Origin of the sequence: Atopococcus tabaci DSM 17538 (genome assembly GCF_000429585.1) — a bacterium.
Classification (GTDB): Bacteria; Bacillota; Bacilli; order Lactobacillales; family Carnobacteriaceae_A; genus Atopococcus; species Atopococcus tabaci.
The window spans coordinates 12,712-32,025 of record NZ_AUCD01000019.1; the positions used below are offsets into that span (position 1 = coordinate 12,712).

Below are 19,314 nucleotides of genomic sequence, written 5' to 3' on the forward strand. Positions count from 1 at the left end.
AGCGACATTAATCTCTTCTTTGTCTTCTGCGTCTTTTGAAAAATGGAGGTGTGTCTACTTCATCCTCTGTACTGCTTTCAGTGGATGGCGCATCCTTGCGCTGGAACAAGTCAAATTCCGGTTTTTCTTTTTCTGCTTCTGGTTTTTCGTCCAAATCAGAAGTGTGACGGTCGCGCAAGCTGGTTTCTCTGCGGATATCCCAGTCACCAAACGGATCGTTTGATTCAGGTGTGATGCGTTCAGAAGTGGCTGGTGTCACATTTCTCCGTACAGCATTCGGTTTGTTGGCTTTTTTCTTGCCTTGGTCAATCCCAGTTGCAATAACTGTTACGACAACTTCATCACCTAAGTTTTCATTGATGGATGTACCGAAGATGATGTTGACGTCTCCAGTAGAAGCCGCTGAAACGATATCTGAAGCATCTTGCGCTTCAAACAATGTCATGTCTGTTCCGCCGGTGATGTTCAACAAGACAGACTCTGCTCCATCGATAGAAACTTCTAACAATGGGGAGGAAATAGCTTTTTTCGTTGCTTCTGCTGTGCGGTTCTCTCCGCTTGCCGTTCCGATTCCCATCAAGGCAGATCCTTGATTTGCCATAACTGTTTTCACGTCAGCAAAGTCCAAGTTTACGTACCCTGGAGAAGTGATCAAATCAGATATACCTTGGACCCCTTGACGCAATACGTTGTCTGCTTCTCTGAAAGCTTCCAACATAGGTGTTTTCTTATCAACGATTTCCAATAGACGGTTGTTGGAAATGGTTACCAATGTATCAACATGTTGTTTCATTTGCTCGATGCCTTCAGCAGCGAACCGTCCTCTTTTCGGTCCTTCAAACGAGAATGGACGTGTGACCACACCGACTGTCAATGCACCTTGTTCTTTGGCCAGACGAGCTACAATCGGCGCTGCACCTGTTCCGGTACCGCCACCCATTCCAGTCGTGATAAAAATCATATCTGCGCCTTGCAGGGATTCAGAAATAAGTTCTTCACTTTCTTCTGCCGCTTTGCGTCCGATATCTGGGTTGGCACCCGCTCCAAGTCCACGCGTCAATTTTGGACCTAATTGTATTTTGGTTTCCGCGCGTGATGCGTTCAACGCTTGTATATCCGTATTGGCCACAATAAATTCCACGCCTTGAACATCGTCTTCAATCATTCGGTTGACGGCGTTGCCTCCGGCTCCGCCGACACCGATTACTTTTATGATGGCACCATTTGAAGCAGCTGTATCTAATTCGAATTCCATCCCAGTTCCTCCTGTTTTACTTTATTCCCTTATTAAAGGGTCATTCACTTATTCAAAAAAAGAAGCAAAAAATGCTTTTATCTTTTCCCAGAAACTGACTTTCGTTTCAGGGGAGTGGTCTTCATCCACGTATTGTTCTCTGTACTCCATTTGCTGAGGTCGATTTCCTTCAGCAACCGGCGCAGAAGCGGGTTCGTTTTCGTACCCATTGATGAAGTCATTGATCAAACGTTGAATTTCATCCTGTCCAGCAATATATTGGATTAATCCAATCGCGGTAGAGAAAGTAGGATAACGTACACCCATATAATCAGGTATGTACACTTTTGTTTGCACCCCAAATATTTCTTCTGCCAACTCTTTGATTGCTGGAAGAGCGGAAGTTCCTCCAGTCAGTACAACGCCTCCCGGCAATTCCAATGCTCGGATGCGGTCCAATTCTTCTTTAATGATTTCAAAGATTTGCACCAGTCGAGCCTCGATAATTTCGGTCAAATATTCTTCGCTGATACTGACAGGTTCATTCTGTCCCACGACTTCCACCAACATGTTTTTCTCCGCTGATGCGGCATTCACAGTGGCGTATCCATGGTTTCTCTTCAACTTTTCTGCATTGTCAACCGTCGTGTTCAAGACGATGGAAATATCTTTTGTGATGTACTCTCCGCCTTCTTGATCGACGTGTGTGAATTTCAGCTGGTTGTCATGGATAGCAGAAGCAGTGGTCTGCCCGCCTCCCATATCAACCAAAACCACACCGAAATCACGTTCGCCGTCTGTCAAAGCGATACTGCCGATAGCCAACGGCTGTACAACCACGTCGCGCATGATAAGTCCCGCATTGCGCACGCATCTGCGGATGTTGTGCATGATGGTTTTCGGTACGGTTAGAAGCAAAGCGTGCATCTCCAAACGTACACCCACCATTCCTCGTGGGTCCCGGATGCCATCAAAGCCATCTACAACAAATTCTTCCGGCAGAACCGTCAATAATTCTCTCTCAGGCGGAACAGCTTTGACCATTGCCGCAGCTAAGACGTTTTGAACGTCTTCATCTGTGATTTCACTTTCGTCGCCTGCCACTTTTACCATCCCATGTCCCGGTTCGATTTCTAAACCGTACGCAGGAATCCCGACGATAACCTCATCAATTGTGACATTCGCTTTTTCTTCTGCTTGTTTAACTGCGTTTTTAATGGAAATCACCGTTTGATCGATATCAACAATGATTCCTCTACTCAGACCTCTTGATTTTTCATGTCCGACTCCAATAATATTCGTTTGGCCATTGACAATCTCAGCCACTATGACTTTTATTGAAGTGGTTCCAATATCTAAACTTGCAAAAATGCCGTTTTCCAATTTAGTGGAAACCTCCAATCTCCAATGTGCTTGCTTTTTTTTCAGAAAATATTGAACACATTGTCATGCCTCATTTTACCATAAAAGAAAGCTATTACGAAGATGTTTAGAACAAATCATCGGTGAAATTCGTTTTACTTTTGTGTTACAAACAACTCTTTCGATTTTTATTCAGAAATTTGACGTTTCCTCTTCCAAATTTTCCTCCATCTCAATCGCCTCTTCCGTTTCGGTGTCGTCCGAAGTTTCGGACTCATCTTCTTCCTCGACACCCTTTTCAAACGGGGCAAAGAATGCGCCTGCTTCTAAATCGAATAACCCTTTTTCACCCTTCACTGATTGTACCATTGCAGGGTAATATTGCATGCGTTCAGAAAAAACAGGGATGGATGCGAGTACTTGGTTGCCGTCGTTCATAAAGACGTGCACCAGTAATTCATTGGTATCGGTAGGACTGTACTTAACCTCCGATATGAGATTATGGATGGAAGGATCAAGTTTAGAAAACTCATCCAACAAACGGTTTAACGCTTCTCCTTCAACAAACTCTCTAAAGATTGGCCGATTTCCTATCGACACGTCTTGAGCTTCGTCAAGAATGTCTCCGTTTTCCAATATTTTGTAATACTGTTCATTTTCAGACATGTATGCAACTGTCTGCCACTCTGAAATAACAAATTCAAAATCATTGATGCCAGCCCACTTCATCTCTGCCGTCTTTATTTGCGGATGATTGGACACAATATTGGTTACAACTTCGTTTTTTGAAAAATACGTGTCCCATAAGGGGTCACCCGAACGAACTTGACTGGCATTCACGACTTCCTGGTCCGTTACTTCTCGGTTTCCGGAAACACTAAGCAACTCCACATCACTTAACGGACTCATAAAATATAACACTATTCCTATCGCAAAAATGAATAGGGACAATAATACAGCCGCTTTCGTCTTCAAGACTTTCTTTTGTGGATTCGTTGAGAGAAGGATGGGTGACGATGGTTTCGGTTGATTGTCTTTATGCGCCATTGCCCTTCTCTCCTTTCTTTATTCCGTTAAGTCGGTCATCAGGTCGATCAGTCGGTCCGCTGCATCAGGAACTCCCGCACGTTTGGCTTTTTCAGCCATGGCGGCTCTCTCCGACGGATTCTGCATCAACCGATCCAATTCCTCAATAAAGACTTCGCGTGTCAATTCTTTTTCGGTAATCATCTTTGCAGCGCCTTTATCAGCCAAACTGAGAGCATTTTTTGTCTGGTGGTCATCTGTCACATTAACGCTGGGAATCAAAATGCTCGGCAGCCCCAAAGCAGTCATTTCTGCAAGAGTTGTTGCACCGCTTCGAGAAACAATCAACGACACACCTGCAAAAACTTCCGGCATATTGGATATATACGGAACTACTTTTACATTCTCACTTGTCCCGTCAAGTCGAGAAAGGAGTGATTCATAATGAAGTTTGCCGCTGACAAACAAAACTTGGTATGGTTTTGTTTTCAACTCAGCATAACTGTCCACGAATGTATCATTGATTTTTTGTGCGCCCCTGCTTCCACCGAACATTAGCACCGTTGGGATGTCCGGATTCAATCCGTATTCTTTCAGGGCGGAATTTTTTCTTACGTGAACAACTTCCTGCGCACGGGGATTGCCTGTGAAGACAACTTTTTCCTTGTGTCGTCCAAATTGATCCGCGGCTTCTTCAAAGCAGATGGCAATCTTTTTCACGAATGGAGCTAAAAACTTATTCGTCAAGCCGGCGACGCTGTTTTGTTCATGAATGACCGCCGGGATACCGAGACGGGAGGCTGCATAAACAACCGGCCCGCAGACATAACCCCCAGTTCCCAATACCACATCCGGTTGAAAGTCTTTGATGATTTTTTTTGCATCTGACGTACTTTTAATAAATTTGCCGATTGTCTTTAAGTTATCCATTGAAAAAGAGCGCCTGAAACCTTGAATTTCAATGGCTTTGAATGGAACACCATTGTCAGGAACAATCGTACTTTCCAAACCTCTTTCTGTTCCAATGTACAAAAACTCTGTGTCAGGATACTGTTTTTTCATTTCACGCATGAGGGCAAGCGCAGGGTAGATGTGTCCTCCTGTACCGCCTCCTGATAGTAATACTTTCATGATTGTATAGGCTTCTGGAGCCTATTCCTCCCTTATTGTGGTTTATGAACAAGTTTATTGACGCTTTCAATAAACGCGTCGCCTCTTTTTTCAAAACTATCATACTGATCCCAACTTGCACATGCAGGTGAGAAAAGAATCACGTCGCCGCTCTCACTCACTTCAAACGCTTCTGGGACGGAAGCTGTGACATCCGCAACTTTCCGTATGGTCTTCACTCCTGCTTTTTCGCCTGCTTTTATAAGAGTTGATGCGGTTTCGCCAAAAACAATCATGGCTTTAACATGTTCTTTCAACACTGGCACCAGATCTTCAAATGTTTGGCCGCGGTCCAACCCCCCGGCAAGCAGTACAATCGGTTGGTTGAACCCTTGCAATGCTTGGATAGTGGCCAATGTATTGGTTGCTTTGGAATCATTGTATACTTTGCGATTTTCGTGTTCCAAGACAAACTGCATCCGATGCTTGACCCCACTGAAGCGGCTTAAGCAGTCTTGAATTTGTTTGTTTGTTTTTCCCAGCAGTTTGGCCGCCGCAATTGCAGCCAGAGCATTTTCCAGATTGTGTTCTCCAGGCAAGGCCACATCTTCCCGTTCCATCACAGGCTCATTACGGAAGTAAATGGTCCCATCCAATACGTATACACCATTTTCCATCCGTTCATGCCGGGAGAATGGAACCAACTGAGCGGGTGATTCTTCCGACAATTTTCTTAATTCAGGAAGATCCCAATTGTAAATAAACCAGTCCGTTTCTTTTTGGTTTTTTGTGATGTTCATTTTTGCCTGCACATATTCTTCGCGCGAAGAATGATAGTCCAGATGGGCCGAATAAATGTTTGTGAAAACAGCAATGGACGGTCGGAAATGTTGGGTTCCCATCAACTGAAAACTGGACATTTCCATAATCAATTCATCTTCAGAAGTCACTTTTTGGACAACCTCACTGGCGGGAAACCCGATGTTCCCTGCCGCGAAAGCTTTTCCCTTTTTCCGATCCGTGTTCATTACTTCTGTAAGCATCATAGTAGTTGTTGTTTTTCCGTTTGTCCCCGTAATCGCTACGAGAGTTCCCTCACAAACTTCGTAAGCTAATTCCATATCAGTCAAGATAGGGATTTTTTGGGCCAGTGCTTTTTCTATTATTGGATTATCATATCGAATGCCGGGGTTTTTTATCAGGAAATCGATTTTTTCATCTAACAGGTTTTCTGGATGTCCTCCGGATACGACATTGATGCCGAGTTCTTCTAACTCTTGTGCATCAGGGTCATCTGACAAATCTTTGGCGTCATTCACTGTCACTTTGGCTCCAAGTCGATGCAATAAAAGTGCGGCATTTTTCCCGCTTCTTGCCAAACCTAAAACCAATATATTTTTTTCTTCGTACTTTTCCGTTTTTTTCATGGTTACGCCCTTTCTATTTGCGTATCTTTCTATGTACAACGAAGCCGGACACGGTTAACAACCGTCCCCAGCATCCAAGTCATTATAAAAAGAAGAATGTACCGACAGCTGCAATCAATCCCACTGCCCAAAAAGTGAGTACAACGCGCCACTCACTCCATCCACTCATTTCAAAGTGGTGGTGGATAGGACTCATTTTGAAGATTCGTTTATCTCTCAGCTTGACCGAAGCAACTTGCAGGATTACGCTGGCAGTTTCGACGACAAAAATCAACCCAATCAAAAGCAGGGACCATTCTTGGCTCAAAAGCAGAGACATCGCTGCAAGACCTCCACCTAATGCCAATGAACCGACATCTCCCATAAAAATCTGTGCCGGCTTTTTATTGAACATGAAAAATCCAATCAATCCGCCTGCCACGGATACCGCGAAAACAACGATATCCCAGTCAGATTGCATCCACGCAATCGCGGCATATGCCACGTACGCGATGGTGCCTGTACCTGCAACCAATCCATCCAACCCGTCTGTGAGATTTACTGCATTGGAAAATCCGACCAGCCAGATGACAGCGAATATGCCGTAGAGCCAAACTGAGTCAATCGTTCCAATGAATGGCAGATAAAGTTCAGTGGAAAATCCTGCCCACTGATGCACCAACATGAACAAAATACCACCGATCACTTGCCCCATAAACTTTTGGCGGCTTGTCAGCCCCAAATTGCGTTTCATCACCAATTTAATGTAGTCGTCCAAGAAACCTAAGGTTCCATATAATCCGACAATAAACACCAGCATCCAAGTACGTGTGGTGAGTGTGTCAGAGACCAGGCTCACAGCAATCGTGGCCGCTACAGAAGCAAGCAAGAATCCTACTCCTCCCATTGTCGGCGTACCGCTTTTTACCGCGTGCCACGCAGGTCCCTCTTCTCTGGTGACTTGACCAAGTTGTTCCCGTCTGAAATAAGAAATGATTCGAGGCATTGCCGCCACAGTTAGAATCAAACTCACTATGGCAGCTCCGGCCGCCCAATTCCAATTAGTTTCCATGCTTTAATTGTTTCCTTTCTATCCTGCATCTGCTTCTGAAGTAGAATCAGGCAACGGCTCTTCTTCCTCTTCTTGCTTCGTTCCGGAAGGCTCCAGTGTCAGGGTGATTTGCTCTTCACTCTGCATGTTGCCTCCTGGAGGAATGCTTTGAGCCGTCACATAGCCCTCTCCTTCGAAAACAAATTCAATTCCTGTTAATTCAGCAACTTTCAATGCATCATTTTTCGACCAGCCTGTCAAATCCGGCATCGCCATGGCACCATTGGTCATCAAGACAGCTTTTTCATTTGGGAAAGTCAGTACGTCTGCGTAAGGGAACTGCTGAACGATGGTGTCTCCGGTCCCTACAACCGCCACGTCCATTCCTTTCTCCGTCAAAGCTGAACGGGCTTCGTCCACTGACATTTCCGTGACTTTCGGCATTTCAATTCGTTCCACTTCGGTCACGGATTCATTTTCGCCCATTCGTTTATAGTCAAGCGCCCATTTCATGACCGGGTTTAACACTTTCGGCACAACGCTGCTGCCGTGTGTAATCCCATTTCCCAATTTAGGCTGTTGAACTGTCACGTATAGAATCAACTTCGGATCATCTGCCGGGGCCATTCCCACCGCAGAGTAAATGTAGTTGGTTCCTCCGCTCAAATACTGACCTGTTTCAGGGTCAACCATCTGTGCTGTTCCGGTTTTGGCCGCTATTTCATAGCCGTCGATTTGATATTTATTTGCTGTACCGTGTTCACTGTACACAGGTTCTTTTAAGTAGTCAAGAGCAAGATCGGCAGCTTCTTTTGAGATTGGTTTGCCGACCACTTCTTTTTCGAATACTGTTTCTTCACCTGTTTCAGGATCCACGATTTTGTCGATGAAACGCGGTTTTACCATTTCTCCATCATTGGCGACTGCTGAAAAAGCTTGCATCATTTGGCTCACTGTCACGGTGATTCCTTGACCGAAACTCGTATTGGCTTTTTGAAGCGGCCATGCATACGGATTTGATCCGGCATTTTCATTCACCAATCCAATATTTGTTTTTTGACTAAAGCCAAATTCATCCAAATAACTTTTCCATGTATCGTATCCCATGCGTTCCACTAAGTTGACGAATGCGACGTTACTTGAGCGGGCAACACCTTCCAGATAGGAAATGGTCCCCCACCCTTCTCTTTTTACGTCGTGCACAACTCCTCCGCCCACTTCAACAGAACCAGATTCATAGTACTCGTTTGGATTGAACACTCCTTCTTCGACAGCGGCAGCCAAGGTCATGACTTTCATTGTCGAGCCCGGTTCAAATGTGTATTCCACTAAGAGGTTTTGCCATGTTTGGTTGATGTTTTCCTTTGTCGTTGCATTAAATGTCGGTCGCTGAGACGCAGCCAGAATTTCTCCCGTTTCTGCATCCATCAGTGTGGCCGTCATCGCAGTAGGAGAATGTTCTTCTTGGACTTGTGACATCACCGTTTCCAAGAATACTTGTAACGACTTGTCGAGTGTCAGATAAATATCTTTGCCGTCTTGAGGCTCTTTCACATTTGCATCTTCACCAGGAATCGCATATCCAAAGCGATCTTTTTTGTACTCCAGCTGGCCGTCGGTACCTTTCAGCACATCATCGTACGCCAGTTCGATTCCCATGATTCCACTTAATTCGCTTGAAGGTTCTCTTTCTTCATCTTCTCCGGGTTGAGCAAGTCCTACAAGGTGGGAGGCAAACACCCCATTTGGATAAAGACGGGTCTGTTTCTCTTCAAAGATAATTCCCGGCAGGTCTTCTGCTTCAATTTTACTCATCGTGTCATACGACAAATTATTCCCAGCCGTACCGAATTCAACTTGCGCCAAACCGTCACGGCTCAGCCGCTGAAGAATATCCTCTTCGCTCATGGCGATATATTGAGAGAGAACATGTGCCGTCTTTTCCTTGTCTACTACGTGCTGGGGTTCTTTGGCGTTTTCTGACCACGCATCCGTCAATACAGCAATCAATTTATAAGAAGAAGCGTCCATTGCAATAGGAGCTCCACCAGAATCATATATGGTGCCCCTTTCTGCTTGTAGGACGCTGCTTCGGGTATAGAGATTGTTGACATTGTGGATTAAATTTTCTCCGCCCACTTCCCCTTTCACCATTATGTAGGAAAATCGACCGGCAAAGATGAGAAACAGAACCACATTCACTACAAACAAAATGATGGTGAAGTTCTTTCTATTTCTCAATGGGTTTTTGCGGTTCATTTAGAAACATTCCTCACATTTTGCTCGTTCATTTGCAAACCATTCTTTTCAGCCACACTGTACACTCTGTCATAGCGGGATAGCTCTTGTACTTTTTGTTCCAAATTTTCATTGACTACTTTTGTTTCTGTAATCGTACGGTTCACATCTTGAAGATTGCGGTTAGCGGAATTGACTTCAATTCCCATCGTAACGTTCATGACAGATAAGATAAAAAAGGCAGCCGCAAAAAAGGACACAAGCAGCTTCTCTCCTAACACAAAGGGAACCTTACGTGAAGAGGATCCTGGTTTGGCTTCTTTTCGAGGGGATGGGGTCACATCAGGTTGTTTCAACGGTTGAATTGATTCATATTTGCGTGCGAGATTGTCGTTCATCGCCATTTTAATATCTTCCTTTCCTATCTCATCTAGTCTTCTTATCTGTTCTTTTTTTCGTCAACCGGATTTTTTTCAACAATTCTTAATTTTGCGCTGCGCGCCCGGTTGTTCCGTTCAACTTCTTCTTTTGAGGGAGCAATTGGTTTACGATTGACCAGCTTCAACAATGGCTGCTCCATCTGTTCGGGCAGCAATGGAAGTCCGCGTGGAACTTCGGGAACACTTGAGTATTCTTTGAATATTGTTTTGACAATGCGATCTTCCAATGAGTGGAAGGTGATCACACTGATTCTTCCATACGGTTTGATCAATTGGACCGCTTGTTCCAATGATTCTTCCAAAGCACCCAGCTCGTCGTTTACAGCAATGCGTAACGCTTGGAAAATTCGTTTTGCGGGATGCCCGCCTTTTCTTCTCGCAGGCGCAGGAATGGCGTCTTTAATAATGTCCACCAATTCCTGAGTGGTTTCAATTTCTTGTTGGCTTCGCGTTTCTTCAATTTTCCTTGCCACTTGTTTGGAAAACTTCTCTTCACCGTAACGGAAGAAAATGCGAACCAAGTCGGAATAGTCCCACTCATTGACGATGTCTTTTGCCGTGAGGGGTTGCGTTTGATCCATCCGCATGTCCAGAGGTGCATCTTTATGGTAACTGAACCCTCTGGATGCTTCATCTAATTGCGGGGAAGAAACCCCTAAATCGTACAGGATGCCATCTACCTGATGAATCCCTAAACGTTCCAGTTCCACTTTTAAATTTCTGAAATTTGATTGAACGAATTGGACGACGCCTTTTTCAATATACGGTTCAAGTTGTTGTTTTGCGTGCTCCAAAGCCGTTATGTCTTGGTCAAAGGCTATTAAACGTCCGCCTTCCTTCAATTGGGAAGCGATGTGTTCACTGTGCCCTGCGCCTCCCAAAGTGCAATCAACATAAATGCCGTCTGCCTTAATATTTAATCCGTCTGTTGCTTCATTCAACAAAACTGTTTCATGTTCAAAAATTCCCAATTTTCTCGCCTCTATTTTCTTCTTCCAAGTTAAAATCCAAAATCAATCATGTTTTCCGCAATTTCATCAAATGTTTCTCCGGCTTCTTGTGAGAACTCGTCCCATCGTTCTTCGCTCCATATTTCAAAGCGATCTGAAACGCCGATGACATAACAGTTTTTTTCCAAACCGGCATGCGTCCGAAGCGGTTGCGGAATATTTATTCTTCCTTGTTTATCCAATTCGCATTCTGTCGCTGCAGAATAAAAAAAGCGCGTGAACGCCCTGGATTCTTTTTTTGCTAGAGGAAGTTGCTTTAATTTTTCTTTGAGTGCGGTCCATTCTTCCATAGGATATCCAAACAAGCATCCATCCAGTCCTCGTGTAACGATAAATCGCTCTCCCAAATCTTCCCTGAATTTTGCAGGAATGATGAGACGACCTTTGGTATCGATGGAATGTTTGTATTCTCCTAACAGCATGGATATCCTCCTCCCGCCACTCTATGTAATCAGTCTACCACATCCCCCCACTTTCCACCACCTTTCCTCGGAAAAAAATACAAAAAAAGAACCGCTTCCAACAGCGGTTCTAAAGGGAACTTGCGTTCGCCACCGTTGTCGGTCGGCGGACGCCTGCTTCTATTTTTAAATGAGTGAGATGAAGAACAATGTTCCCGTCGCTACAAAGAGAATGATGGAGCATAAAAAAATAAATCGCCACCACACTCTGAAGAAGTGGCCATACTCTAATTTGTTTAATTTGAACACAAAGACCAATGTCAAGATTATACCGAGAGAAAAGATGAGAAGCAAAAAATACGGGAGCCAGGTATGCCCTGAATAAGCCCGGCTGAAGATATGGATCCCAACTATAAAATACGGCACAACCAAATCAACTATCCGAATCGACTTTTTCCTTCTCCGGAAATGTCGATTAACAGGATGTTTAAAGAGGAGCAATATTAAAAACGGGAGTAAAAACAGTATCCCCATTTTGATTATGTAGCCTATTCCACTGTGCATCTCATCCCTCCTCCTTCATTCGCACAAAAGTATACTACAAACCGTCTGACTTTTTCCACTTAAAGCAAAAAACACTTTTGGGGCATGCTCCCAAAAGTGTTTTTCAAAGCTTGACTCGTTAATTAAGCTTCGTTGCTTACAACGTCTTTTCCTGCGTAATGTCCGCAAGATGGGCACACGCGGTGGCTCCGTTTCATTTCACCACAGTTAGGGCAAGCGCTCATGTTTGGAGCTTCCAACTTGTAGTGTGTACGACGTTTTGCTTTTTTAGCTGTAGATGTTCTTCTTTTTGGTACCGCCATTTGCTACACCTCCTTAAAGGTCATTGGGTACACCCCAATTTAATCGAGGATCATTTGTCCTCTTCAGTTTCATTTTGGTCGGAAAACAATGATTTCAGAGCAGAAAAACGTGAATCTCCTTCTTCATCCAAACGTTTTCGGACACTGGATTGGTGATCCTCTTCGCTGACCACTTCCCAGTCGTTCCCGCTTGGCATCTCTCCGCTCTCCAATTCTTCTTCCGTGAAGACTTGCGCAGGTATGGCAATCAGAATAGAATCTATTATCGCAGGACGAATGTCCAATCGATCTTCTTCCAGTACAATGACTACTTCATCTTTGCCGTATTCGTCTGTTTTATGGGAAGATTCAGGCGGCAGATAAATTTCTGTCAATGAGACTTCCATCTCCTGCTCCACCGGTTTCAGTGAGCGGGCAGAAGGCAACGTAAGTGTACCCTTCAGCTTCAAGCTCAACAGATACTCTTCTTCATCAACCGATAAATAACCTTCGCAATGGATCGGGGAGGCCTTCAAGACATCCCCGGTTCGTTCCATTAATTCCTGTTCTAAATCAACATCGCCTGAAAGATACAGCGGTTCATCCGCGTATCGCTTCAGTTCATTTAAAGACCATGCTGCTTTCATTGTTTTCACCCCTAAACAACAAAAGTAATTATACTAATGAATAAAACCTTTGTCAATGAAATTTACTTTACATTTCAACAGTTTTTTCAACTATATCGAATGGGCTGTCGGAAAAAGTCCTGCGTTTCCACTTTATCAAATTGATGCAGACGGTATACTTTTCCTGATAAAATATCAGTTTTGACCAAGGTTTGATTCTTCTTGTTTATATTTGTAATTAGTGGAACTGTCATCTGATTCTTTTGTTGGTTCAAGTATTGCTGCCCTTTAGGCGTAAAGCCCAACACACGAACCGCCCGCAAAGAAGAAAATTCGTCTTTCACCGCATCATCGGTGAGCTGCAAAAGCGTATAGACAGCCAGTCGCTGCAGCCGCGTCCATGTATATCTTTTTGTTTTTACACGTGTGACAAATTCATGAAATGAACGGCTTTCAAAAGCCTCTTTTTTGAGCCGATGCTCGATTCCTTCTGACATTTGATAAATATTCCGCAACTCTTCTGTTGGGCGGACTGTGAGTTGATACTGCAACAAAGTCCAAAAATCTTCCCACCCAGCTAATGAAGCGTGCTGTAAAAGATGAAAGGTACTAGGAGGAAGAAACGAAGACACGGAATCGAGTGCGTATTCATCTGCAGAATCAAACAACGCTTGTCGAATAGCGGTGGCACTTGCAATTGCTCCGTCCCCCAACTTAGTGTCATGATACTGGCTTCCTTTTCGAAGTACAGTATGCAGGGCCATTGGATGAGGGTATGAAGCATTTTCTCTCGCATAAGCGAATCCCAGTTGGTTATTTGGGGAAGACAAGTCGAATGTGAATGATGGACTAAACGATTCCATCGCTTGAGCCATTTGCACCGGATAAGATGCCCCGGCATTTTTTGTTTTTTTCATGTACGCATCAATATGAGTGGCGTGCTCATGATACCAACGTCCCGCTTGTTCAAAGTCCTTATCTGTTCCATTCTCTGTTCCAAAGCTCATGCTGGAACAATTTAACGCTTGGAGCGTGGCAACCGCACCTTTGGCAAAGTAATCAGCCGGTTGAACCGCAAAAACTGTAGGCAGTTCAACAACCAGATCGGCACCGCCTGCCAATGCCATGGCAGTCCGTTTCCACTTATCGACCAATGCCGGTTCTCCTCTTTGAAGGAAATTCCCGCTCATCACCACTACGATGACATCGGCCCCACTCTTTGCTCGCGCTTGATTCATGTGCAAGAGATGCCCATTATGAAAAGGATTGTATTCAGCAACTATTCCACACGCAGTCAATTGTTCGCCCTTTTCTCTCACTAGTGAAGTCTCCTGTTTATTTTTTACAAGCAAAGAACCATCTTTCTGTAGTATCTTCTATATCCGAAAGTCCGAATTCTCCAGTCACATTCACGTGTTGGAATCCTGCTTGCTTCAGTAAATTGGTGTACATAGGAATCGGATAAGTTCGTTCGCGATGAGTTTCATCGTATCTCCGGTACCGTCCGTCTTCTTCCTCAATGAAAAAGCTCAAATCATGTTCGATAGTATGCGGTTCTTCCCCAGCATAACTAGTCCAGAGGAATACTACATCCTCCAATTCTGCGTTGTACATATACCCTGGGAAGAGGTTATCTATTTTGTGAATAGAATGAACATCAAAAAGAAACCATCCATCTTCTTCTAAAATACGGTAAACACTTTTGAAAACTTTCAGCACTTCGTTTTCATCTCTCATATAGCACAAAGAATCTGAAAAACAAGTAACCGCATCAAAGCTTCCTACTTCTTCCAATTGACGCATGTCTCCTTGAATCAATGGGAAGCGAACTCCTGCATCCAATTGACGGTTCATAGCCAGCGACAACATCTCATCAGACAAATCCAAGCCTGTCACTTGGTATCCGGATTGTTGCAAGCGAATGGCAAGTTCTCCGGTTCCACATGCAAGCTCCAACACACGCTGTCCGCTTTTTTCAAGGTGACGATTGGTATATTCCAGCCACTTTCCATAAAGCGTATCGTCCATCAACGTATCGTACACGTAGGAAAAAAATGCGTAGTTCATAGCTCAATCATCGAAGAAAGGTCGACGTTCTCAGCATCGCTCCACAATTTTTCCAAATTGTAGAATTCTCTTTCTTCCTGGCTGAAAACGTGGACGATTACGTCTCCCAAGTCAATCAGAATCCAGTTGGCAGAGTCTTTTCCTTCCACTCTTTTTACAACTGCACCCATTTTTTCAGATTCGTCCAGTATTCCATCGGCAATGGCGCCAATTTGACGCTCATTGTTGCCATGCATGACGACAAAATAATCTGCCAAAACCGAAATGCCTTTCATGTCCATCGCCATAATGTCTTCCGCACGTTTATCATCCGCGCTCTTTACAACCATTTCTAAAACTTTTTCTGGTGTTGCTTCCATATCAGTACCCCTTCACTTTTCCAGCGACCCATTTATTGTATGTTTCGATCGCTTTTGGATAAATTTTCGCTCTTTTTTCCAACAGATGGCGCAGTGTTTGTTCTGTTGCATACGCTACAGCTGCATCTAAGTCCGTATACGCTAATCTCCGTGCTTCTTCCACCCCTGGAAAATGTCTTCCCGGTTCGATGTAGTCTGCAACGTAAATAATCTTTTCCAGCAGCCGCATTTCCGGAGCTCCGACCGTATGATTGCGGATGGCATTCAAAATATCTTCGTCCGTGACTCCAAAACGAGTCTGCACCAAACTTGCCCCCGTCGGTCCATGCCAAATGTTGTTTCCGAATTGGAGCAATTCCAAATCCATGTTTTCGCTGATAATCAAATCTCGCATTTCTTCGTCTGGACGTTCTTTCGCAAAATCATGAAGCAAGGCTGCGATACTGGCTTTTTCTGCATTTTCACCATACTGAGCAGCCAGCTCCACCGCTGTTTTTTCCACTCCAAGTATGTGTTCAACACGTTTGGAGCTGATTGCCTCTTTCAAGTGGGCGATCAGTTCGTCTCTGGTATGGGTAATGTAATTTACAGAATACACTATCTCTTCTGATCGTTCATTCATCCTGATACAAATTCTCCTCCTTGATGTAGGCAATCACTTGATCGGGAACCAAAAATTTCACCGAACAGTCCGCAAAGATCTTTTTCCGCAAGTCGGTTGAACTGACTTGTATGTCTGGAACATCTACCCAAATAATCGGGTATGTCGAATCCCGTACATAACCCGGCCGATTGACGCCTACAAAGCTGACCAGGTTTACCAATTCATCAATCTTGTACCAATTTGGCAAATCCATGACCATGTCCGCACCGATGATGAAATAAAATTCGGTGTCAGGGCGGTTCTCCCTCAACTCGACCATTGTGTCATAGGTATAGCTCTTACCTCCACGGATAATCTCAATCGTATCCAATTTGAAGGCGGGCCAGTCTTCAATCGCTCTTGCCACCATTTCCACGCGGTGTTCCGCTTCAATGGCTCGTTTTCCTGAAGCATGCGGCGGTTTGGCGTCCGGGATGAAAAGAATTTCCTCAAGACCCAACTGATCTCTTACTTGTTCGGCGATTATCAAATGTCCGATATGAGGCGGATTGAACGTCCCCCCCAGAATCCCTACTTTTCTTTTCGACTCCGTATACAACGGCGCCACTTCCACTTCTTCATGAATAATCGTTGAAGGCTTTTGCTGCAATTATACCATCCTCCTTCCAATCATGTATACACGAAGAAAGACCGCCAATTATTTTGGCAGGCTTGAAGAAATCTTCTGATTTTTTTCTTTCGAAGATTTCTTATACAATACCAACACTTTTCCAATGGTTTGGACAATGTCGGCTCCTGTAGCTTCTTGAATCTCTTCCCCAGCTTCTTTCGTTGTCACGTCGGTATTTTGCAACAAAGAAACTTTAATCAATTCTCTTTTTTCTAAAGCATCTTCTATTTGTTTGATCAGCTCTTCCGTTACCCCGTGTTTACCGATTTGAAACAACGGAGACATCGGATGCGCTGTTTTTTTCAAATACGCTTTTTGTTTGCCGGTTAAAGTCATCATCATCACACTACTTTCTTTTTCACTAAATCAATGCTTTTCTTGCAAGCACGTCTACTCCTTCAGGCGCCCATCCAGCTACGGTCACGCCTGGTTCAACGGTTACCCATCCCAATCCCGAAAACACAATATCTGTTTTTTCAGTGATTTTGAACTCGTATTTTTTCAACGGTGGGAAGTTGTCTATGGCATTTTCGCCCGGTGGGGAGAGTAGATGGCCTTTTTGTTTTTCGTATAATTCATCTGCTTTGCTTTCTTTCGTCCGGTGAATAGGCAATTCATTGGAGATATAGCAGACAAACGGTTTCTTGCTTTCACCTTGAAGGTAATCGAAACGCGCGACCCCTCCGAAGAAAAGGGTTTGTTCCGGGTTCAATTGATATACCTTAGGCTTGATTTCTTTTCTTGGTGTGATGGTCTTCAAATCTTTTGCCGTCAAGAAATGGGCCATTTGTTGGGGTTGGATGATTCCTGGCGTATCCACCAATTTACTCCCGTCATCCAACGGTATCTCGATTTTCCCTAATGTGGTTCCCGGGAAATAAGAAGTGGTGATCAAGTTTTCCACTTTCGTAGCCTGGTTGATGATCTGGTTGATCAGCGTTGACTTTCCAACGTTTGTTGCACCAACTACATAAACGTCGCGGCCATTGCGCAACTTTTCAATGGTGTCCATCACTTCTTGAACCGCATGTTTTTTAACTGCGCTGGTAAGCAGCACTTCTTCGGGACGCAGCCCTGCTTCGTGAGCCCGCTGACGAAGCCAATGAATCATTCGGTTATTTTTCAAAGATTTTGGCAGAAGATCGACTTTATTCCCCACCAAAACAATGGGATTGTTACCGACGAAGCGGTGAAGTCCCGGGATTAAGCTGCCGTTGAAATCAAAGATATCAATGACATTGACAACCAATGCATTCGTCTCTCCGATTTCATTCAACATTTGGCGGAAATCATCGCCGGTCAGTTCCACGTCCTGCACCTCATTGTAGTGTCTTAGACGGAAACAACGTTGGCAGTATAGTTCCCCGCTTTCCAAGTTTTTTTCCAAGACAGATGCTGGAAGGTACCCGGACAGCGTTTTGTTTTCTGTCTGCAACACGGCTCCACAGCCGATGCAGCGTAGTTCTTCATTACTTGACTGGTTCATCCAAGGATGCCCTCCATTTCATTTCTGGGTCATGCTTAATCAACTCGTTCATGATTTTCAATTCAACGAAGCGATTCATACGCGTATTCCACGCATCGGAATCTACAATAGGCTTAACTAAAACACTGCGAATGCCTGCTTTATTAGCGCCTGTAATATCCGTCATAATTTGGTCGCCGACCATGAGCAGCTCCTCTTTCGGAAAGCCCAACAAACTTTGGGCTTGTTTGAACCCTTTTTGGAGCGGCTTCATCGCGCGCGGCACAAACTCCAAGCCCAACACACGAGCAATTGCTCCTACTCGTTCCCGGCGGTTGTTGGACAAAACCACTACCGGTATATTATGTTCTTGCATTGTTTGAATCCACCGTAAAGTCTCTTCTGTCCCTTTAGGAGAATCCCATGCGATCAATGTATTATCCAAATCCGTCAACACAGCGCTCACACCATGCTTTTTCAATTGTCCGGGCGTGATTTGATAAATAGATTCTACCATATAAGTGGGTTTGAACCGTTCGAGCATCTTTTCTCACCTCATTCCAATAAAATAGGAGCACCTTTTTCAGCACTCCTTCAACATTTTTTCAAATAATAGACTTTTTGTGTATCTTCACTTTCTACATTTTAAACCCAAGAATCAAAGGAGCACTCGTTGTGACTACTCCTTTGGAGGGTTAAGCAGAGGTAGTGGTTTGCATCAATTCCAAAATTTCAACAGCGATGTAATCGATGTTGTCAAACTGAAATGTTTCGCCTGCACGGCGGTCATTTAACTCATATGTTCCAGTCTTTTTGTCATAAGTTACGACACACCGTTCTTCTCCGTCTTTTTCAAACCGGCGGACTTGAATGTCATCGCCTTTGTCTTCTTGCATTGCTTCCAATCTCCGAATAATCGGCACTAATTGTGAAGACGCCATAGTGAATTGCCCCTTTCCTTCTTTACAAACTTTATTTTAACAGATATCTATCAAAATAACAGCTTGATACGTTTCAAGTCCACCTTTTTTTGAATTTTTTATTCATTTCATAGTTTTTTTCTTGGCAGATTTTATAATGAAGCTAGCCACCGCCAAAGAAAAAACGCCACGTGAATTTCTGGTATATTGAGGTTACCACTAACTCTCAATAGACAAGGATGAATTCACGTGACACAAACCCATCTTAACACAGAATCCCGCAAGGGAAAACACCTTTCCTACGCCGAGCGCTGCCAGATCGCGGTCCTGAAGAAGGAAAAGTACTCGAATCGCGATATTGCCCAGGTGTTGGGGCGGGCTCCGGAGACGATCAACAGCGAAGTCAGAAACGGGACGGTCCAGCAGCTCCGCCGCCAGAAGCAGAACGGGAAGACCTACGACTACTATGAAAAGGTCTAT

23 protein-coding genes are annotated in these 19,314 nt (G+C 44.2%); 1 reads left to right on the plus strand and 22 read right to left on the minus strand.

Annotated elements, in window-relative coordinates:
* Window positions 1-7 precede the first annotated feature (7 nt).
* The 22 genes from ftsZ to G470_RS0104615 form a co-directional block, all read right to left on the minus strand.
* Window positions 8-1,255, minus strand: a complete 1,248-nt coding sequence (gene ftsZ / locus G470_RS0104515) for a cell division protein FtsZ (RefSeq protein WP_028273790.1) — start codon at window positions 1,253-1,255, stop codon at window positions 8-10.
* 48 nt (window positions 1,256-1,303) lie between these two features.
* Window positions 1,304-2,617: a cell division protein FtsA gene (gene ftsA / locus G470_RS0104520; RefSeq protein ID WP_028273791.1), complete on the minus strand. Its 1,314-nt coding sequence runs from the start codon at window positions 2,615-2,617 to the stop codon at window positions 1,304-1,306.
* A gap of 171 nt (window positions 2,618-2,788) precedes the next feature.
* Window positions 2,789-3,643, minus strand: a complete 855-nt coding sequence (locus tag G470_RS12720) for a cell division protein FtsQ/DivIB (RefSeq protein ID WP_051258422.1) — start codon at window positions 3,641-3,643, stop codon at window positions 2,789-2,791.
* Between the two features lie 18 nt (window positions 3,644-3,661).
* On the minus strand, window positions 3,662-4,753 hold the full coding sequence (murG, locus tag G470_RS0104530; protein WP_028273792.1) for an undecaprenyldiphospho-muramoylpentapeptide beta-N-acetylglucosaminyltransferase: 1,092 nt from the start codon (window positions 4,751-4,753) through the stop codon (window positions 3,662-3,664).
* 32 nt (window positions 4,754-4,785) lie between these two features.
* Complete coding sequence (gene murD, locus G470_RS0104535; RefSeq protein ID WP_028273793.1) at window positions 4,786-6,159, minus strand: UDP-N-acetylmuramoyl-L-alanine--D-glutamate ligase; 1,374 nt, start codon at window positions 6,157-6,159, stop codon at window positions 4,786-4,788.
* Between the two features lie 82 nt (window positions 6,160-6,241).
* Window positions 6,242-7,210: a phospho-N-acetylmuramoyl-pentapeptide-transferase gene (gene mraY, locus G470_RS0104540; protein ID WP_051258423.1), complete on the minus strand. Its 969-nt coding sequence runs from the start codon at window positions 7,208-7,210 to the stop codon at window positions 6,242-6,244.
* An 18-nt stretch (window positions 7,211-7,228) separates the two neighbouring features.
* Window positions 7,229-9,448: a penicillin-binding protein gene (locus tag G470_RS0104545; RefSeq protein ID WP_035445086.1), complete on the minus strand. Its 2,220-nt coding sequence runs from the start codon at window positions 9,446-9,448 to the stop codon at window positions 7,229-7,231.
* Complete coding sequence (ftsL, locus tag G470_RS0104550; protein WP_028273796.1) at window positions 9,445-9,831, minus strand: cell division protein FtsL; 387 nt, start codon at window positions 9,829-9,831, stop codon at window positions 9,445-9,447. The genes G470_RS0104545 and ftsL overlap by 4 nt, the downstream gene beginning before the upstream one ends.
* Window positions 9,832-9,866: 35 nt before the next feature.
* Window positions 9,867-10,838 carry a 16S rRNA (cytosine(1402)-N(4))-methyltransferase RsmH gene (rsmH, locus tag G470_RS0104555; RefSeq protein ID WP_035445088.1) on the minus strand — a complete coding sequence of 324 codons (972 nt, stop codon included), beginning with the start codon at window positions 10,836-10,838 and terminating at the stop codon, window positions 9,867-9,869.
* 29 nt (window positions 10,839-10,867) lie between these two features.
* Complete coding sequence (mraZ, locus tag G470_RS0104560) at window positions 10,868-11,299, minus strand: division/cell wall cluster transcriptional repressor MraZ (RefSeq protein ID WP_028273798.1); 432 nt, start codon at window positions 11,297-11,299, stop codon at window positions 10,868-10,870.
* A 165-nt stretch (window positions 11,300-11,464) separates the two neighbouring features.
* A complete protein-coding gene (locus G470_RS15105; protein WP_028273799.1) occupies window positions 11,465-11,842 on the minus strand; it encodes a DUF3397 family protein in 378 nt (125 codons plus the stop codon).
* 122 nt (window positions 11,843-11,964) lie between these two features.
* Complete coding sequence (gene rpmF, locus G470_RS14050) at window positions 11,965-12,144, minus strand: 50S ribosomal protein L32 (protein WP_084172082.1); 180 nt, start codon at window positions 12,142-12,144, stop codon at window positions 11,965-11,967.
* 50 nt (window positions 12,145-12,194) lie between these two features.
* The gene (locus G470_RS0104570) at window positions 12,195-12,770 is read right to left on the minus strand and encodes a YceD family protein (protein ID WP_035445090.1); all 576 of its coding nucleotides are present in this window, start codon (window positions 12,768-12,770) and stop codon (window positions 12,195-12,197) included.
* Window positions 12,771-12,856: 86 nt separating this feature from the next.
* On the minus strand, window positions 12,857-14,068 hold the full coding sequence (locus G470_RS0104575) for a nucleotidyltransferase (RefSeq protein WP_169720322.1): 1,212 nt from the start codon (window positions 14,066-14,068) through the stop codon (window positions 12,857-12,859).
* Between the two features lie 16 nt (window positions 14,069-14,084).
* Window positions 14,085-14,816: a class I SAM-dependent DNA methyltransferase gene (locus tag G470_RS0104580; protein ID WP_028273802.1), complete on the minus strand. Its 732-nt coding sequence runs from the start codon at window positions 14,814-14,816 to the stop codon at window positions 14,085-14,087.
* Window positions 14,813-15,175 carry a ribosome silencing factor gene (rsfS, locus tag G470_RS0104585; RefSeq protein ID WP_028273803.1) on the minus strand — a complete coding sequence of 121 codons (363 nt, stop codon included), beginning with the start codon at window positions 15,173-15,175 and terminating at the stop codon, window positions 14,813-14,815. Before rsfS ends, G470_RS0104580 begins: the two co-directional genes overlap by 4 nt.
* Before the next feature lies 1 nt (window position 15,176).
* Entirely contained in the window at window positions 15,177-15,797 is a 621-nt protein-coding gene (gene yqeK / locus G470_RS0104590) for a bis(5'-nucleosyl)-tetraphosphatase (symmetrical) YqeK (protein ID WP_035445092.1), read from the minus strand.
* Complete coding sequence (locus G470_RS0104595; protein WP_028273805.1) at window positions 15,790-16,428, minus strand: nicotinate-nucleotide adenylyltransferase; 639 nt, start codon at window positions 16,426-16,428, stop codon at window positions 15,790-15,792. The genes yqeK and G470_RS0104595 overlap by 8 nt, the downstream gene beginning before the upstream one ends.
* A 48-nt stretch (window positions 16,429-16,476) precedes the next feature.
* Window positions 16,477-16,785 carry a ribosome assembly RNA-binding protein YhbY gene (gene yhbY, locus G470_RS0104600; RefSeq protein WP_028273806.1) on the minus strand — a complete coding sequence of 103 codons (309 nt, stop codon included), beginning with the start codon at window positions 16,783-16,785 and terminating at the stop codon, window positions 16,477-16,479.
* A gap of 25 nt (window positions 16,786-16,810) precedes the next feature.
* Complete coding sequence (gene yqeH, locus G470_RS0104605) at window positions 16,811-17,935, minus strand: ribosome biogenesis GTPase YqeH (protein ID WP_028273807.1); 1,125 nt, start codon at window positions 17,933-17,935, stop codon at window positions 16,811-16,813.
* On the minus strand, window positions 17,919-18,458 hold the full coding sequence (locus G470_RS0104610; protein WP_028273808.1) for a YqeG family HAD IIIA-type phosphatase: 540 nt from the start codon (window positions 18,456-18,458) through the stop codon (window positions 17,919-17,921). Before G470_RS0104610 ends, yqeH begins: the two co-directional genes overlap by 17 nt.
* A 151-nt stretch (window positions 18,459-18,609) precedes the next feature.
* Complete coding sequence (locus G470_RS0104615; protein WP_028273809.1) at window positions 18,610-18,855, minus strand: YkuJ family protein; 246 nt, start codon at window positions 18,853-18,855, stop codon at window positions 18,610-18,612.
* A 228-nt stretch (window positions 18,856-19,083) separates the two neighbouring features.
* Between G470_RS0104615 and G470_RS0104620 the strand changes: the two genes are divergently transcribed.
* A partial coding sequence (locus G470_RS0104620; RefSeq protein ID WP_028273810.1) for a helix-turn-helix domain-containing protein occupies window positions 19,084-19,314 on the plus strand: 231 nt, incomplete at its 3' end.

Coding starts and splice junctions, on each gene's coding strand:
- ftsZ (WP_028273790.1), bottom strand. CDS start 1,255: ATGGAATTCGAATTAGATACAGCTGCTTCAAATGGTGCCATCATAAAA.
- G470_RS12720 (WP_051258422.1), bottom strand. CDS start 3,643: ATGGCGCATAAAGACAATCAACCGAAACCATCGTCACCCATCCTTCTC.
- murG (WP_028273792.1), bottom strand. CDS start 4,753: ATGAAAGTATTACTATCAGGAGGCGGTACAGGAGGACACATCTACCCT.
- murD (WP_028273793.1), bottom strand. CDS start 6,159: ATGAAAAAAACGGAAAAGTACGAAGAAAAAAATATATTGGTTTTAGGT.
- mraY (WP_051258423.1), bottom strand. CDS start 7,210: ATGGAAACTAATTGGAATTGGGCGGCCGGAGCTGCCATAGTGAGTTTG.
- G470_RS0104545 (WP_035445086.1), bottom strand. CDS start 9,448: ATGAACCGCAAAAACCCATTGAGAAATAGAAAGAACTTCACCATCATT.
- ftsL (WP_028273796.1), bottom strand. CDS start 9,831: ATGGCGATGAACGACAATCTCGCACGCAAATATGAATCAATTCAACCG.
- mraZ (WP_028273798.1), bottom strand. CDS start 11,299: ATGCTGTTAGGAGAATACAAACATTCCATCGATACCAAAGGTCGTCTC.
- G470_RS15105 (WP_028273799.1), bottom strand. CDS start 11,842: ATGCACAGTGGAATAGGCTACATAATCAAAATGGGGATACTGTTTTTA.
- rpmF (WP_084172082.1), bottom strand. CDS start 12,144: ATGGCGGTACCAAAAAGAAGAACATCTACAGCTAAAAAAGCAAAACGT.
- G470_RS0104570 (WP_035445090.1), bottom strand. CDS start 12,770: ATGAAAGCAGCATGGTCTTTAAATGAACTGAAGCGATACGCGGATGAA.
- G470_RS0104580 (WP_028273802.1), bottom strand. CDS start 14,816: ATGAACTACGCATTTTTTTCCTACGTGTACGATACGTTGATGGACGAT.
- rsfS (WP_028273803.1), bottom strand. CDS start 15,175: ATGGAAGCAACACCAGAAAAAGTTTTAGAAATGGTTGTAAAGAGCGCG.
- yqeK (WP_035445092.1), bottom strand. CDS start 15,797: ATGAATGAACGATCAGAAGAGATAGTGTATTCTGTAAATTACATTACC.
- yhbY (WP_028273806.1), bottom strand. CDS start 16,785: ATGACTTTAACCGGCAAACAAAAAGCGTATTTGAAAAAAACAGCGCAT.
- yqeH (WP_028273807.1), bottom strand. CDS start 17,935: ATGAACCAGTCAAGTAATGAAGAACTACGCTGCATCGGCTGTGGAGCC.
- G470_RS0104610 (WP_028273808.1), bottom strand. CDS start 18,458: ATGCTCGAACGGTTCAAACCCACTTATATGGTAGAATCTATTTATCAA.
- G470_RS0104615 (WP_028273809.1), bottom strand. CDS start 18,855: ATGGCGTCTTCACAATTAGTGCCGATTATTCGGAGATTGGAAGCAATG.